This window comes from Rhodococcus sp. FG69, assembly GCF_057808915.1.
Window position 1 is genome coordinate 68,848 of the sequence record NZ_JBMDIX010000003.1, and the last position, 16,174, is coordinate 85,021.

Here is a 16,174-nt window from a genome sequence, read left to right on the forward strand (position 1 = left end):
ACAACGGTCGGAGGAGAACGCTGTGCACATTACCGCCAAGGCGGACTACGCCGTGCGAACTCTGCTCGAGCTCGCGGCGTCGGCTGATGCACCAGGCAAAGCCGAAGCCCTCGCTGCCGCCCAGAACATCCCGCACAAATTCCTGGAATCGGTTCTCTCCGACCTGAGGCGGGCGGATCTGCTGCGGAGTCGCAGGGGTCCCGACGGCGGTTATTGGCTCGCGCGTCCCGCGGCGGAGATTTCCGTCGCCGACGTGATCAGGGCCGTCGAGGGGCCACTCGCGTCGGTGCGAGGTCAACGGCCCGAGGATGTCGACTACCCCGGTCCGGCCAAGCCGCTGCAGCTGGTGTGGTTGGCAGTGCGGGCAAACATGAGGGCGGTGCTGGAAGGTGTGTCGTTGGCGGACATCGTCGCCGATGACATCCCTCCCTTCATTGCTGAGTTGACTGCAGATCCAGCGGCGTGGACCCGACGTTAGATGTGACCTGACACCTCATCGAGTCGATTGTGTGATGCAGTCGACAATATTGCACAACCGTGCAACATTGCAGAACTCTGCAAGTTCCGTACCGTAGATCGCGTGACCTTCAATCCCTCCGGCCTTCGTGATCAGAAGAAGGCCGCTACGCGCGATGCTCTCGGGCAGGCTGCCGTGAAGCTCGCAAAGGAGCGCGGGCTCGATTCCGTCACCGCCGACGCGATCGCCGCCGAGGCAGGGGTCTCAACTCGGACTTTTCACAACTACTTCGCCAACAAAGAAGAAGCAGTTCTGCACCACATCGAGGCCTCGGCGTGGGCCTGGTTCGAGACGCTGCGGGCCAGGCCCAAGGACGAGCCGATCTGGACATCGCTGCGGCACGTGGCCGTGTCGATGGTCACCGATCCGGGGCGGGACCTCGCTGAGACCTTCGCCGTCGCGCAACTCGTCGAATCGACCCCCGCCGTCGTTGCACGCAAGCTCGAGGTTCATCACTCACTGACTCGTGTTCTCGGCGAGGCCATCGCCGAGCGCACTGGAACCAACATCGACACGGACTTGTTTCCGAATCTCATGCAGGTGGCGGTGGGTAGCGCAGTCACGGCTGCTCTGACGATCTGGACCAACAATCCCGCAGCAGACACCACCCCCGCACAGCTCGTCGAGGACGCATTCGACCAACTGCAGTCCGGACTTCCCGACCCACGCGAACCACAGACCAGGGCAACCGAAAACTTACCGAGGAGCTAAGCAGTGGCCACCTATTTGTATCGAATCGGAAAGTTCGCCTTCCGGCGAAAAGGCATCGTCCTGGCCCTGTGGCTGGCAATCCTGGTCCTGGCAGGTGTGGGTGCCGCGACGCTCTCCGGCCCGACGGCCAACTCGTTCAACATCCCGGGGACGCCGGCGCAGTCGGCACTCGACCTGCAGAGCGAAAGATTCGGTACCGCGGAGGATCCTCTCACCGCGGTCTCGGCCGACTATGTATTCGCCGCTCCTGACGGCCAGAGCCTGGATACGCCCGCGTACACCGCAGCGATCGACGCCACCATCGCCGAGATCGACAAGATCGCCGACGTCGCACCATCGGTGAAGCCCGATGGCCAGCAGCCGCTCGCCAACCCGGTAGCCGGCAACACAGCCATCGTCGATCGATACAACGAGCTCGCCGCAGAAGACGGCACGGCGCCCGACGTCGCAGCCGCGAACGCTGCAGCGCTCTCGCCCCTGAGTCCGAACGGCAACATCGGTACCTTGAGCGTGCCCATATCCGTCGAGGCCGCCGATGTCACCGATGCGCTGCGCACGTCCCTCGACGATGCGGCTCAACCGGCTCGCGACGCGGGCCTGACCGTCGAACTCGGCGGAACCGTTGCACAGGACAACAGCGCACCCGGTGGCACATCGGAGATCGTCGGATTGGCCGTGGCAGCGATCGTTCTGTTGATCATGTTCGGATCGGCAGCAGCAGCGAGCCTGCCGCTGATCACCGCAATCGTCGGAATCGGTATCAGTAGCCTCGCCATCACCACCGCCTCTGGCTTCTTCGACCTCTCGTCGTTCACACCCGTCCTCGCGGTGATGATCGGCCTGGCCGTCGCGATCGACTACTCACTGTTCATTCTTGCGCGATATCGACATGAGTTGACGCTCACCGACGATCGCGAGGAGGCGGTAGCTCGGTCCGTCGGAACCGCCGGTTCGGCCGTCGTATTTGCGGGTGCAACCGTGCTGATTGCACTCGTCGCGCTACGCGTCGTCGGGATTCCGTTCTTGTCGCAGATGGGCCTGGCAGCCGGCTTCGCTGTGCTGATTGCTGTTCTCATCGCATTGACGTTCCTACCTGCAATGCTCGGCCTCTACAAAGGCAAGGCGTTCGCAGGCAAGCTCAAGTTCGTCAACACCACTGATCCCGAGGACCCCAACGCGCCACCGACCAACGGGCTCCGGTGGGCTCGGTTCTTGGTCAAGCGACCAGCGATCGGCCTCATCGGCGGCATCGTGCTCCTGGGAGTCATCGCGGGCCCGACGACCGGCCTGTCGCTCGCGCTGCCGAGTATCGCCACGTCCGACCCGTCGACGTCCGTTCGTAAGGCCTACGACCTCGAACAGGAAGGCTTCGGGCCGGGTAAGAGCGGACCGCTTCTGACGATCGCCGACGCCAGTGATGTGGCCGACGCCGATCGCACCGCAGCGTTCGGCCAGGTCGTCGACGCGATCTACGAACAAGACGACGTCGCCAACGCGCAGATCATCGCAGTCAACGAAGCCGGCGACACCGCGCAGATCCTCGTCACACCGTCCAGCGGTCCCAACAGTCAGGAAACCAAGGACCTCGTCGCCAACATGCGGGCCGCCGAGTCCGGCGTCAAGGAAAGCACCGGCGTCTCCTACGGCGTGACGGGTCAGACCGCGCTCGAACTCGATGTGTCCGAGCGCCTGCAGGACGCGCTGGTGCCGTACTTGGCCGTCGTCGTCGGTCTGGCGTTCGTGCTGCTGATGCTGGTGTTCCGGTCGATTCTCGTGCCATTGACGGCCACGATCGGATTCCTGCTCAGCGTGCTCGCGACGTTCGGTGCGACCGTGTTCATCTTCCAGGAAGGTGGACTCGGACTGATCAGCAATCCGCAGCCGATCGTCAGCTTCATGCCGATCTTCCTCATCGGCGTCGTTTTCGGTCTCGCGATGGACTACCAAGTGTTCCTGGTATCGCGAATGCGTGAGGAGTACGTGCACGGCGCTGCCGCCAAGGATGCCGTCGTGAACGGCTTCAAGTACGGCGCACGCGTCGTGACCTCGGCTGCGGTCATCATGATCTCGGTGTTCGCGGCGTTCATGGCCGAGCCCGACTCGTTCATCAAGTCGATCGGATTCGCGTTGGCTGCGGCCGTGTTCTTCGACGCCTTCGTCGTCCGCATGGTCATCATCCCGTCGGTGATGGCACTCCTCGGCGACAAGGCCTGGTGGCTGCCGAAGTGGTTGGACAAGATCCTTCCCGATGTCGACATCGAAGGTGCGAAGCTACAGAAGTTGCAACCGCGGCCCCGCGAGGACGCCGCTGCGCAGGCCTGACCTGCCGCAGATGGCCGGAGATCTCGTATGCCTGACAAATTGTGGAGACTGTTACCCATGTGTACGAGTAATCTTCGGCCATCATGCTGATCCCGCTGCTCAAAACTTATCTGGCCCCGTACAAGCGCGCGATCGCCCTACTCATCGCGTTGCAATTCGTGGCCACCGCTGCCGCACTGTATCTACCGAGTCTCAATGCGGACATCATCGACAACGGTGTCACGCGCGGAGACACGAACTACATCCTGACGACCGGCGGCTGGATGCTGCTGGTGTCGTTGGTGCAGATCGTGTGCTCGGTGGCGGCTGTTCTGATCGGAGCGAAAGCTGCGATGGGCGCAGGCCGCGACCTACGTAAAGCGATCCTGCACCGCGTCGGGACGTTCTCCGCCAGGGAAGTCGGACAATTCGGCGCACCGTCGTTGATCACGCGCAACACCAACGACGTTCAACAGGTTCAGCTCCTGATCGTCATGGGATTCACGATCGTGGTGATGGCCCCGATCATGTGCATCGGTGGCGTCGTCATGGCCCTGCGAGAAGACCTCGGCCTGTCCTGGATTCTGCTGATCGCGGTACCCGGCCTGGCGATCTCGATGGGCCTCATCGTCGTGCGCATGGTTCCCGGATTCCGATCCATGCAGGTTCGGATCGACGCGGTGAACCGCGTTCTGCGTGAGCAGATCACCGGAATCCGAGTCGTGCGCGCCTTCGTGCGCGAGCGAAACGAAATCGACCGGTTCGCCGTCGCCAACGACTCGCTCACCGAGGCGGCTCTGCGGGTGGGCCGGCTGATGGCGTTGATGTTCCCGACGGTGATGATGATTTCCAACGTGACCAGCGTCGCCGTCATCTGGTTCGGCGGCCACGCGATCAACGACGGCACGATGGAAATCGGCGCCCTCACCGCCCTACTGAGCTACATCATGCTGATTCTGATGTCGGTGATGATGGCATCGTTCATCGCGATGATGGTCCCGCGAGCATCCGTGTGCGCCGACCGAATCAGCGAGGTCCTCGCGACCGAATCGTCGGTGACACTGCCGAGCACTCCTGAGTCGTTCGCGACCGATCCGGGAATCGTCGAATTGCGCAATACCGAATTTTCCTTTCCCGGTGCCGAATTCCCGGTCCTGTGCGGTGTGAATCTCCGCGCCGAGCCCGGTAAAGTGACGGCGATCATCGGTGGTACCGGATCCGGAAAGTCGACCCTGGTCAATCTGATTCCGCGACTCATCGACGTCACCGCCGGTCAAGTGCTCGTCGGCGGAACCGACATTCGGGACCTCGACATCGACAGTCTTCGTAGTCACATCGGATTGATTCCGCAGAAGCCATTTCTGTTCTCCGGAACGATCGGCTCCAACCTTCGCTACGGCAAGGCCGACGCCACCGACGAGGAACTGTGGGACGCGCTCGAGATCGCGCAGGGCGCCGACTTCGTCCGCAAGATGCCGGAGGGGTTGGAAACCGTAGTCGCTCAAGGCGGTACGACGGTATCCGGCGGCCAGCGACAACGACTGGCCATAGCGCGCGCTCTGGTTCGACGCCCGAGCATCTACCTCTTCGACGACTCGTTCTCCGCCCTCGACCTCACCACCGACTCGAAACTACGGGCCGCACTGAAGCCGGTCATGAAAGATGCCTGCATGATCGTTGTTGCGCAACGCGTTTCGACCATCGTCGATGCCGACCAGATCTTGGTACTCGACGACGGTAAACCCGTGGGCCTCGGAACACACAGCGAGCTGATCGCGACGTGCCCGACGTACGCGGAGATCGTCGACTCGCAGCACGCGGTGGCGGCGTCATGACGCGCCCCGGACCAGGTGCAGCACCCGTCATCGGAGCGCCGGGTACGAAAGCGCTCAACTTCAAGCCGTCGATGAAGCGACTGCTCGGCCTGCTAAAACCCGAGAAAGTCCTGCTCGGGATGATGCTCGTGTTCGCGATCGCGAGCGTCGTACTGTCCGTGGCCGCGCCGAACATTCTGGGTCACGCCACCAACCTGATCTTCAACGGTGTCGTCGGAGGGCAACTGCCGTCGGGGATCTCGAAGGAGCAAGCCGTCGGGCAGCTCCGGTCCGATGGTCAGGGCACGTACGCGGACATGGTCTCCGGCATGGATGTCACACCGGGCGTCGGGATCGACTTCTCGGCCGTCGGAAACGTTCTGCTGTTCGTCTTGGTGCTCTATCTGGTGTCGGCGGCGTTGGCCTGGGCGCAGGGATACATCCTGAATATCGCACTGCAGCGCACTATCCGGAACCTCCGCGACAGCGTCGAGCGCAAGGTGCATCGGCTTCCGCTGAAGTACTTCGACTCGCACACTCGCGGTGAACTTCTGAGCCGTGTGACCAACGACGTCGACAACGTCTCGACCAGCCTGCAGCAGACGCTGAGTCAGTTGATCACCGCAGTGCTCACGGTGCTGGGCATCCTGGGAATGATGATCTGGATCTCGCCGTTGCTCGCTCTCGTCGCAGTGCTGACGGTTCCGTTGTCGTTCCTCGTCACCGCTGTGATCGCCAAGCGTTCCCAACCACATTTCGTGAACCAGTGGAAGCACACCGGCAAGCTCAACGGCCTGATCGAGGAGACCTACACGGGCCACGAACTGGTCAAGGCATTCGGGCGTCAGGCCGAGGTCGAGCGCGAATTCGGCGACCGCAACGACAAGCTGTTCGAATCGAGCTATCGCGCGCAGTTCATCTCCGGAATGATCATGCCCGCCATCATGTTTCTGGGGAACATCAACTACGTGATCATCGCGGTAGTCGGTGGATTGCGGGTGGCGTCGGGAACACTGAGCCTCGGTGAGGTCCAGGCGTTCATCCAGTACTCACGTCAGTTCACTCAGCCGCTCACCCAGGTCGGGTCGATGGTGAACCTCGTGCAGTCCGGTGTTGCGTCGGCCGAACGCATCTTCGCGCTGCTCGACGCCGAAGACGAGGAACCGGATCCGTCCAAGCCAGCTGTTGCGGAGAAGCACCTCGGTCGGGTGGCGTTCGAGAACGTGTCCTTCCGCTATCGCGAGGATCAGCCGCTCATCGAGAACCTCTCACTCGTCGCCGAACCCGGGAACCTCGTTGCCATCGTCGGTCCGACCGGTGCAGGCAAGACGACGCTCGTGAACCTGATCATGCGGTTCTACGACATCGATGCCGGACGCATCACCGTCGACGGCGTCGAAACGCGGGACATGACCCGCGACGAGTTGCGCGAGCAGACCGGCATGGTTCTGCAGGACACCTGGCTGTTCGGTGGCACCATCCGCGACAACATTGCCTACGGAGACCCGAACGCGAGCGAGGAGGAGATCCTCGAAGCTGCCCGGGTCAGCTACGTCGACAAGTTCGTGCACTCGCTGCCCGACGGATACGACACAGTGATCGACGAGGAAGGCAACAACGTCAGCGCAGGTGAGAAGCAGCTCATCACCATCGCTCGCGCATTCCTCGCGAAGCCGCTCATTCTGATCCTCGACGAGGCGACCAGTTCCGTGGACACGCGCACAGAACTGCTGGTTCAGAAGGCTACGGCTGCACTGCGCAGCGATCGGACCAGTTTCGTCATCGCCCACCGACTCTCGACCATCCGCGACGCCGACCTCATCGTCGTCATGGAGGACGGGCAGATCGTGGAGCAGGGTGACCACGACTCGCTCGTCGGTGCGGGTGGGGCGTACCACCGGCTGTACTCCTCGCAGTTCAGTTAGGGGCGGCTCCGCCGCCAGTGGCACGGTTAAGTGCATTGGGGTGCACCTATTCGTGCCACTGGCGCGGAGCGCCTAGGGTCTACACAGTGAGCGCTCCGAACGACCCCTTCTTCAGCATCGACACCCGGCTCGACGACCGCCTCGGCCGCACCGGGACGATCCACACCCCGCACGGCGACATCGCGACTCCCGCGTTCATTGCCGTCGGCACCAAGGCGACGGTCAAAGCGGTCTTGCCCGAGGCGATGAAGGAGCTCGGCGCACAGGCGGTGCTCGCCAACGCCTACCATCTGTACCTTCAGCCAGGGTCCGACATCGTGGACGAGGCAGGCGGTCTCGGGAAGTTCATGAACTGGGACGGCCCGACGTTCACCGACAGCGGTGGCTTCCAGGTCATGTCGCTCGGCGTCGGATTCAAGAAGGTCATCTCCATGGACGCCTCCCGGGTCGAGTCCGACGATGTCATCGCCGAAGGCAAGGAGCGGCTTGCGCACGTCGACGACGACGGGGTCACGTTCAAATCGCATCTCGACGGGTCCAGTCACCGGTTCACGCCCGAGGTGTCGATGCAGATTCAGCACCAGCTGGGCGCCGACATCATGTTCGCGTTCGACGAGCTGACGACGCTGATGAACACCCGTGGCTACCAGGAGATGTCGGTGGACCGGACGCAGGCATGGGCACAACGGTGTGTCCTCGAGCACGAGAGACTGACCGCCGAACGCGTCGGGAAGCCGTATCAGGCACTGTTCGGTGTGGTGCAGGGCGCGCAGTACGAGGATCTACGACGCAAGGCCGCCCACGATCTGGAGACCATCACCGGCGAGACCGGCCGAGGCTTCGATGGCTACGGCATCGGCGGAGCTCTGGAGAAGCAGAACCTCGGCACGATCACTCGCTGGGTGAACGAGGAACTGCCGGAACACAAACCGCGGCACATGCTCGGTATCAGCGAGCCCGACGACTTCTTCACCGCCATCGAGAACGGCGCCGACACCTTCGACTGCGTCAATCCCTCCCGAGTGGCCCGCAACGCGGCGATCTACGTCCCCACCGGACGGTTCAACATCAACACTGCCAAGCATCGACGCGACTTCACTCCGATCGACGAGAACTGCGACTGCTACACGTGCGCTCACTACACCAGGGCCTACATCCATCACCTGTTCAAGGCCAAGGAGATGCTGGCATCGACGTTGTGCACCATTCACAACGAGCGCTTCACCGTGAAACTCGTCGACGATATCCGAGAGTCGATTCAGCAGAACAGGTTTCACGAGTTCAAGGATGAGTTTCTCGGTCGTTTCTATTCTGCAAAGCAGTCGTGAGGTAGTCACCGAGTTCGTGCTGGAGGTTCTCGTCGAGCGTGCGGGCGAGGATCGCGGTGACGGAGTGGACCGCGAGTTCACGCATCTTCACCAGCATGTCCGTGGTCGCACCGACCTCGTCGTCACCGGGCAACCACCCCTCGCCGTGTAGGTCGACGATATGATTCTTCGCGGTACCGATCATATCTTTCGCAATGCCGTCTACAGCGGCGTGGATTCGTTCGTGCAGGTCGATGAGTTGCCCGATCGTGAAACCGTACTCGGACAACGACGAGAAACCGCTGAGCAGTTCCGGATCAGTGAAGATGCAGGTATCGCCGTCGACGCGAGCGAGGCCGAGCGCCTGCAACCTCGTCAGTTGATCACTGTCGCCGAGGAACTCGTCGACCATGTCCAGGGGAATCTCGACGACCTCGTCATTCGACCACTGCTCGGTGACGGCATTCTGGAGGCCGAGTACTTCGGCCAGATCCTTGCCGTTCTCCCAGCCGGTGATGAAGTCGCTGATGTGCGAGGTAGTGAAACCGCGCTGAAGAAGAACGTCGATGAGCCGTAGCCTCGCCAGATGAACGTCGTCGTAGATCCCGATGCGCCCACGCTTTTCGGGCGGAGGCAGCAGACCACGCTCGCGGTAGGCACGCACGTTGCGGGTGGTCGTGCCGGCGGCATGAGCAAGATCGTCGATCCGATACTCCACCGAGATTTCCTTCCGCCGGCACGCCCCTGTCGTTATACGGTAGCGGTCAACTCGATCTGCTCGGCCGGCTGGTACTCGCTGGTGGTGTAGTCGTCGTAGTCCACCGACTTCAATTGGCCGACGTACTGGCTGGCAAAGCCCGGGAACATCGTCGCATTGAACCCGTCCTCGGTGAGGTACCAACTCGAACAGCCGGAATTCCAGGTCGTCTTCTGCAAGCGCCGTTGCAGATCGACGTTGTACTCGCGTTGGCGGTCCTCGCGGACATCGAGGACGGAGTTTCGAGCCAGCGCATAGGAGATGGCGTCGACGAGATAGTCGATCTGCGCCTCCATGTAGACCAACGCCGAGCTGTGTCCCGGCCCTGAGTTGGGCCCGAAGGTGAAGTACATGTTCGGGTAGCCGGAGACGGCGATGGACTTGTAGGCCCGTGCGCCGGTTCTCCATTCGTCCGCAAGGATGCGGCCATCGCGACCGGATATCGGGACCGGTGTGCCGGTCTTCGACACGTCGAATCCCGTCGCGAACACGATGACGTCGGCCTGGTGCTCGATGCCTTCGACCGTACGAATTCCCTTGGGCGAGATCCGTGCAATGGGCCAGGTCACGAGCGTGCAGTTGTCCTTCTGCAGAGCCGGGTAGAAGTCACTGGTCATCAGCAGACGCTTGCATCCGGCCCTGAAGTCCGGGGTGAGTTGGCGTCGCAGCCAGTGATCTTTCACCTGGCGTCGTAGATGCAGTTTCCCGACGGCTTCGACGACGCGGGTCAGCGGCGAATTCCACACCACACCGAGTGCGACAGACTCGTGGCCCCAGAACCAGGCGGTTCGGACGAGGGACTGGGTGGCAGGGAAGCGGCGATAGACGTCCTTGGTGGCCTGCCGTGTTGCGAAGTTGGTGCGCGGCAGCGCCCACCCCGGGGTGCGCTGGAAGACCTTGACCGACCGGGCCACCTTCACCAGTTCCGGCACGATTTGCACTCCCGAGGCCCCGGTTCCGATGACTGCGACCTTCTTGTCGGTGAAGTCGTAGTCGTGATCCCAACGGGCACTGTGGATCTTGTGACCCTCGTACGTGTCGAGGCCACGGATCGACGGGAAGCTCACGTTCGCAAGAGGTCCCGACGCCATCACGACCGCGCGGGCCTGAACCGGAGGATGGCCGTCGAACGAGATTTCCCACACCGATGCGTTCTCGTTCCAGATCACTCCGGATACGTTGTGGCCGAACCGGAACAGCGGGCGGAGGCCGAAGTCGTCGACCATCCGCTCGATGTACTGCAGGATCTCGGCGCTCCCCGAGTACGTATGCGACCAATCAGGGTTCGGTGCGAAGCTGTACGAGTACAGCCTCGAAGGGATGTCGCACGCCGCGCCGGGATAGGTGTTGTCGCGCCACGTTCCGCCCGGCTCACGTCCGCGCTCGAAGATGGCGATGTTGTCGATTCGCTTTTGCTTCAAACGGATTGCGGCACCGATTCCGGCGAATCCACCGCCGATGATGGCAACTGACAGCGGCTCGCTCATGCGACGGGCTCGTAGGTGAGTTCCTTGGACCAGGTCGGTTGGGGTCGCAGCATCCTCTTCGGATATCTGGCGGTAACCCTGACCAGGGCGTCGGCGAATTTGTGGTACGGATGTGCCCTGTTGATGACGACGCCCGAGTGCCAACTGATGAATCGGTACATCGGTAGGCGTTTGGGGAATTCGCTTCGCTCGCCGACCTTCTTGAACCGTCGCATCGCCGTGTAGAGGCGTTCTTCGTCGACGCCCATCGCGACGATGTTGTCGCGCATCTTGTTGAGCAACGGGATGTAGCGCAGCGTCCCGATGATCAACGACGGGTTCATCCAGGCTCCGACGGTCTCGACGATGATCTTGCGCATCTTCGCGTGACCGAGAAGCTCGATGACCTGGAAATCGACTGCGAGATGTCGGGATTCGTCGGAATTGATTCGCTTGAAGACTTCCTGGCAGACCGGGTCGTCGATCTCGTCGACGATGAATTTCACCAGAGCGCCGTCGAGCGCGACCTCGAGCATCGGGATGACGGTGCCCAGCACCGCGAGCGAGGTCTGGTCCGAGTACTTGTCGAGCCAGTCGATCACGAGCTTGACGTTGACGTTGGGCTGCGGGATCTCGTCACCGTCGAGCATTCCCCACCTACGCATCAGAGCGAGTTCGGCATTGGCATGCTTCTGCTCCTCGGCGTGGAAGTAGGTGTAGATCTCCTTGAGGGTGTCGGTCGGGGCCTTTTGCGCCATGGCTGCGAAACCGCGCGCGCCGACGTTCTCGATCCACATCAGATCGGACATGAAGGGCTTGAGCTTGGTCCACAGCTCGGGGCTGATGGTCTCGGAACCCGGTGCATCCCAGTCGATATCGGCCAACGCCCACTGCTTGTCCTTGATCTTGACGAGCATCTCGTCGAAATCGAATGCCATGTCAGACTCCTACCTTCTCGGTGGTTTCCTGCGGTGCGAGGCGCCCAAGCAGCCCGAGCACTCGGGTGTACAGCGCCGGTGCGACGCGCTTGAGGCGCCACACGAGCTTTGCGTCGATCTGCGGGACGACGTAGAGGCGTCCGCGGTCGTACTTGTTGAGGGTGTCGACAGCGATCTTCTCCGGAGTGAAACCGGTTTTGCGCATGAGAGTTTCGGCCAGCTTCGCACCTGTTTCGGTGATTCGGCCGTCGACTGCGACGTTGGTCTTCACGAATGTGGGACAGAGCACGGTGACTCGCAGGCCGGTGCCGGAGAGCTCGGCAGCCATGGTCTCGGACAGGGACATGACGCCGGCTTTGCCCACGTTGTAGGGCGCCATGAGGGGAGCGGCGGCGAACCCTGCAGCCGAGGCGACGTTGATGAAACCGCCCTCACCTGCGGCTTTCATGACAGGGGCGAAGGTTTCACACCCGTGCACGACACCCCAGAGGTTGATGCCCAGGGCCCAGTTCCAGTCCTCGAAGCCGATCTCGCCGACCGGCGTGCCGCCGATGCCGACGCCCGCGTTGTTGACGACGAGGGTGGGTGCTCTGCCGAAGGTCAATTCGGCGAACAGCGCGAGGTCCTCGACCTGTTCGCGCAGCGCGACGTCGCAGACGACGGGGTGGGCAGTGCCGCCGGTGGCGGTGATGAGCGCGACGGTGTCCTCCGCGCGGGGGAGGGAGATGTCGGCGCAGATCACCTCGCCACCACGGCGGGCCAATTCGAGGGCGAACGCGCGACCGATGCCGCTGCCGGCACCGGTGACGACCGCGCGAGCGTTGTAGGACGGAGTCATGTGATTAGACTCATGCTGATTGAGCCATTTGTCAATGGCTCAATAGATAACGACTTGGCCCTAGTGGCACGGTTGAGTGTGTTGGGGTGTACGTAACCGCGCCTCTGGCGGCGGAGCCGCGGGTCTGCCGGCTGGCTGCGGGGTCTGCGGGCCTGGCTGCGGGGTCTGTCGGCCTGGCCGCGCAGGTTGCAGCGAGCGCGCGCGTTGCAACACGCGCGCTCGCTGGAAGGTGCGCGAGGGGCCGGGGTCGAGACCGAATGAGCCGTTCGCTCAATAAGCCCCAACCCCCCGGAACCCCTAGACGGACACGGACTCCTGGTAGCTCGGCTCGCGCTTCTTGATGTACGAGATGACCCGGTACGTGATCGGCATGACCATCACCTCGACGAGCGTTTTCCACACGAACCCGACGATGACGTAGTTGACGAAGTCAGCCCACGTCGTGATGCCGATGACGCCTGCGGCGATGGAGCAGAAGATGAGGGTGTCGAAGAATTCGCCGACGATCGTCGAGCCGATCAGTCGGGCCCAGAGGTGCTTTTCCTTGGTCCGTTCCTTGATCGCGACGAGAACGAGCGAATTGAGCATCTGCCCCACGAAGTACCCGGCGAGACCGGCGAGCACCAGCCGAGGGACGACGCCGAGGACGGTCTCGAGGGACTCTTGGTTTTCGTAGAAACTCGCCGACGGCAGTTCGATGGTGATCCAGAAGCACGCTGCGGCGAGAATGATCGAGCCGAAGCCCAGGTAGATCGCGCGGCGCGTGGCCTTGAAGCCGTAGACCTCGCTGAGCACGTCGCCGAGGATGTAGGCGAGCGGGAAGAGGAAGAACGCGCCGTCGGTGTTGATGGGCAGGATTTGGAGCGGTCCGAGCATGACGTCGGACGAGGCGAAGAAGGCGACACCTTTGCTGGCGGCCACGTTCGAGATCAGCAGCGTCGCCACGAAGAGGGCGACGATGGTGGGGTAGTAACCCCGGCTGATGTGGGCGAACGTGGCCTGCCCAGACTCTGTGCCGCCGTCGGGGGCGGTGTGTTCGGTAGTAGTCACCGTTCGATCCAAGCACCGAGACGACGATGGGCGCGAATCCCGCGAGGGACGCGCGCCCATCGAGGCGGATCGCCGATCAGGCGACGCGGCCACCGACGGTGACGCGGTAGGCGTAGGTCCCGGCGATCATCGTGACCGGAATGGTCACCAGCAGACCGAGGCCGATCGGAATCGCACCGACGATGTTGAGGCCGAACAGGGCGAGCGCGAGCACAGCGCGTCCTGTCGCATTGCAACGTGACCTCGATCGGTGAGCAGGTCAGAGATTCGAGGGATCGAACACCCACGGATCGCGCGGTACCTGCGTCGGCTTCCACTGCTCGAGCAGTTCCTCGGCGTTCTTCGCATCGGGCATGCCGAGGGAGGCGGTGATGAGCGCCCACGCGTCGGGTCGTTCGCGCAGCGTCACCGCGCCGTCCCGCTTGGCGAGACGCTTGCCCTCGACGTTCAGAGCGAGGGGTACATGGACGTAGGTGGCGGGGGTGAGGCCGAGGAGCTGGGCGAGGTAGCCCTGCCGCGGCGCGGAGGTGAGGAGGTCGTCGCCTCTCACGATCTGGTCGACGCTTTGCGCGCCATCATCGACGACGACGGCGAGATTGTAGGCGGGCACGCCGTCGGATCGGCGGAGGACGAAGTCGTCCACCTGGCCTCGGAACAAGCCGTGCAACTGATCGACGATGGTGAATTCGGTTACCTGCGAACGTAATCGGATGGCAGGTGGGCGGTACTTCGCTGCCTTTTGGTCTGCGGTCAGATTGCGGCAGGTTCCGGGATATGCGCCGTCAGGAGCGTGTGGCGCGGATGCGGCCTGCAGGATTTCCCGACGCGTACAGAAGCATTCGTACGTCATCCCGGTTGCGGTGAGCGTGCGAATCGTAGCGTCGTAGACCTCCCGACGCTCGGATTGCCGCATGACGTGCCCGTCCCAGTCGATCCCGATTGCCGCGAGGTCTTCGAGTTGACGCTGCTCGGAGCCGGCCTTGACGCGATCGAGGTCTTCGACGCGCATCACGAACCGACGGCCGGTGGAGCGGGCGAACAGCCAGGCGAGCAATCCCGTTCGGAGATTCCCGAGATGTAGATCGCCCGAGGGACTGGGGGCGAAGCGTCCGGCGGGCATGGGGAGATCCTAGTTTCACGCTCGTTGGGGGTTGTGATGGTGGGCGGTGCCTGACCGGCGGTCGCCGCGTTCGCCACAAGCTGGGATCTGGGCTCGCCCAAGACCGACCAGATGTTGGTGTTGTAAATTGCATCTACCGTATGGGCGAACTGCGCCTGGTGTCCGAAGCGTCGATTCGGCGCGCTCACCAACGACTGGCAGACGTGGCAGGTCTGCGCAGGGAAGAGCCGTTGGTGGCCTTTCCCGGCGAAGTACCAAAGTCCTCTTCGGGATGCTCTCGCACTCGCTGAATCCACCAACTGCACCCGCACTCACTTGGCCGCCGAACTGTGCTGGACGCACGCACATCTGCGCACTGTGCTCGGTGAAGTCGACACTCGACCGACATTGACCGTGGTACGCAGACCTACCGCATGATTGGGTCAGTCGGTACTCGTGGGAGAGGTTAACCGACAAAGGGGAATCGCTGCGCCGGTCGATACAGTGTCCAGGAAAAGAAGAACCCCCGCGGCCTAGCTGCCGAGGGGGAGACTCCATGTGTTTACGAGGGACCTTGTCCTCGTATCTACAGTCGACAGTAGCGGAAGGCCCAACAGATGCCAAAGCACGCGGCGATCCTCGCGGTCAACAAGCATCTGCACCCCGTCCGCCTGGCTACCTACTCCTCCCGGTGCGGCAACGATCCGTACCTCGCGCTAGAGCTCTACAAATGGAACCTGCAGCTGTCCTCGGCGTTTCAGCAAGTGTTGGCAATCACCGAAGTAGCGCTCCGCAACACCATCGACGAACAACTCCGCTCCTGGAACGCTAACCAGCCGCACCATAGCCAGACCGGAACGACACACGGAGCACACTGGCTGATCGACCCAGCACGCCCACTGAACTCACTGACCAGGGACTCACGAAAATCCGCTCGTAAGCATGCCACCGATGCAGACGGGACCCGAGATGTGGCGCACCCCCCGCAAAGGCGCACCAATCAACCACGACGACATCCTTGCGCAGATCACCTTCGGTGTCTGGCCGAAACTGCTTCCCACCAAAGACACTCCGACGCCGGCTTCCGCGGTCGAAGAATCCTCTGGCAGCAAGCACTGCACCACGCATTCCCTCACAACAACAGTGACCCCAATGGTTACATCGTCGCCGACCGCGCCGCCCGTCTTCACGGTCTACGTAACCGCGTCTCGCACATGGAACCATTGCTCGGGGTGAACATCATCGCCCGGACATAACGATGCGCTACGCCTCCTGGCTGCAATTAGCCCTGAGGTCCGCGACTGGCGCGCCGGGATGAGCACGGTGATCGAGACCCGTAGAAAATGCCCGATTGAACTTTGAGCGCCACGTAACTGACCAACCGCCCGACTTTCGTCCGCCGAGCTGCGTATCTCCACTGTGCAGCTCCATGACGCGTCAACCGCTCGTAC

Annotated in this window: 14 protein-coding genes; 7 read left to right on the top strand and 7 right to left on the bottom strand. The window is 62.5% G+C overall.

All coding sequences use genetic code 11. The features are described from left to right. Positions 1 to 22: 22 nt before the first annotated feature. From ACODSO_RS04035 to tgt, 6 genes are all read left to right on the top strand, one after another. Complete coding sequence (locus tag ACODSO_RS04035) at positions 23 to 478, top strand: RrF2 family transcriptional regulator (protein WP_068379408.1); 456 nt, start codon at positions 23 to 25, stop codon at positions 476 to 478. A gap of 102 nt (positions 479 to 580) precedes the next feature. Then, the gene (locus ACODSO_RS04040; RefSeq protein ID WP_489035220.1) at positions 581 to 1,228 is read left to right on the top strand and encodes a TetR/AcrR family transcriptional regulator; all 648 of its coding nucleotides are present in this window, start codon (positions 581 to 583) and stop codon (positions 1,226 to 1,228) included. Positions 1,229 to 1,231: 3 nt separating this feature from the next. Then, entirely contained in the window at positions 1,232 to 3,550 is a 2,319-nt protein-coding gene (locus ACODSO_RS04045; RefSeq protein ID WP_489035221.1) for an MMPL family transporter, read from the top strand. Positions 3,551 to 3,633: 83 nt separating this feature from the next. Continuing rightward, positions 3,634 to 5,364 (top strand): ABC transporter ATP-binding protein, encoded by a 1,731-nt coding sequence (locus ACODSO_RS04050; protein ID WP_489035222.1) that lies wholly within the window; start codon positions 3,634 to 3,636, stop codon positions 5,362 to 5,364. Continuing rightward, on the top strand, positions 5,361 to 7,268 hold the full coding sequence (locus tag ACODSO_RS04055) for an ABC transporter ATP-binding protein (RefSeq protein WP_489035440.1): 1,908 nt from the start codon (positions 5,361 to 5,363) through the stop codon (positions 7,266 to 7,268). The genes ACODSO_RS04050 and ACODSO_RS04055 overlap by 4 nt, the downstream gene beginning before the upstream one ends. An 86-nt stretch (positions 7,269 to 7,354) precedes the next feature. Beyond that, complete coding sequence (gene tgt, locus ACODSO_RS04060; RefSeq protein ID WP_489035224.1) at positions 7,355 to 8,596, top strand: tRNA guanosine(34) transglycosylase Tgt; 1,242 nt, start codon at positions 7,355 to 7,357, stop codon at positions 8,594 to 8,596. On the opposite strand, the gene ACODSO_RS04065 is transcribed toward tgt, so the two are convergent. From ACODSO_RS04065 to gluQRS, 7 genes are all read right to left on the bottom strand, one after another. Next, complete coding sequence (locus ACODSO_RS04065) at positions 8,550 to 9,293, bottom strand: MerR family transcriptional regulator (RefSeq protein ID WP_489035226.1); 744 nt, start codon at positions 9,291 to 9,293, stop codon at positions 8,550 to 8,552. The two genes, tgt and ACODSO_RS04065, sit on opposite strands and share 47 nt — an antisense overlap. Before the next feature lie 32 nt (positions 9,294 to 9,325). Continuing rightward, positions 9,326 to 10,819, bottom strand: coding sequence for a flavin-containing monooxygenase (locus ACODSO_RS04070; protein WP_489035227.1), 1,494 nt, complete (start codon positions 10,817 to 10,819; stop codon positions 9,326 to 9,328). Further along, positions 10,816 to 11,736 (bottom strand): ferritin-like domain-containing protein, encoded by a 921-nt coding sequence (locus tag ACODSO_RS04075; protein WP_489035229.1) that lies wholly within the window; start codon positions 11,734 to 11,736, stop codon positions 10,816 to 10,818. Before ACODSO_RS04075 ends, ACODSO_RS04070 begins: the two co-directional genes overlap by 4 nt. 1 nt (position 11,737) lies before the next feature. Beyond that, complete coding sequence (locus ACODSO_RS04080; RefSeq protein WP_489035231.1) at positions 11,738 to 12,574, bottom strand: SDR family NAD(P)-dependent oxidoreductase; 837 nt, start codon at positions 12,572 to 12,574, stop codon at positions 11,738 to 11,740. Between the two features lie 297 nt (positions 12,575 to 12,871). Beyond that, the gene (locus ACODSO_RS04085; RefSeq protein WP_489035232.1) at positions 12,872 to 13,624 is read right to left on the bottom strand and encodes a queuosine precursor transporter; all 753 of its coding nucleotides are present in this window, start codon (positions 13,622 to 13,624) and stop codon (positions 12,872 to 12,874) included. A 76-nt stretch (positions 13,625 to 13,700) separates the two neighbouring features. Further along, positions 13,701 to 13,838, bottom strand: a complete 138-nt coding sequence (locus ACODSO_RS04090) for a hypothetical protein (protein ID WP_331712399.1) — start codon at positions 13,836 to 13,838, stop codon at positions 13,701 to 13,703. 45 nt (positions 13,839 to 13,883) lie between these two features. After that, the gene (gene gluQRS / locus ACODSO_RS04095; RefSeq protein WP_489035233.1) at positions 13,884 to 14,744 is read right to left on the bottom strand and encodes a tRNA glutamyl-Q(34) synthetase GluQRS; all 861 of its coding nucleotides are present in this window, start codon (positions 14,742 to 14,744) and stop codon (positions 13,884 to 13,886) included. Between the two features lie 596 nt (positions 14,745 to 15,340). On the opposite strand from gluQRS, the gene ACODSO_RS04100 reads away from it, so the two are divergent. Then, positions 15,341 to 15,979: a hypothetical protein gene (locus ACODSO_RS04100; RefSeq protein WP_489035235.1), complete on the top strand. Its 639-nt coding sequence runs from the start codon at positions 15,341 to 15,343 to the stop codon at positions 15,977 to 15,979. Positions 15,980 to 16,174: the final 195 nt, after the last annotated feature.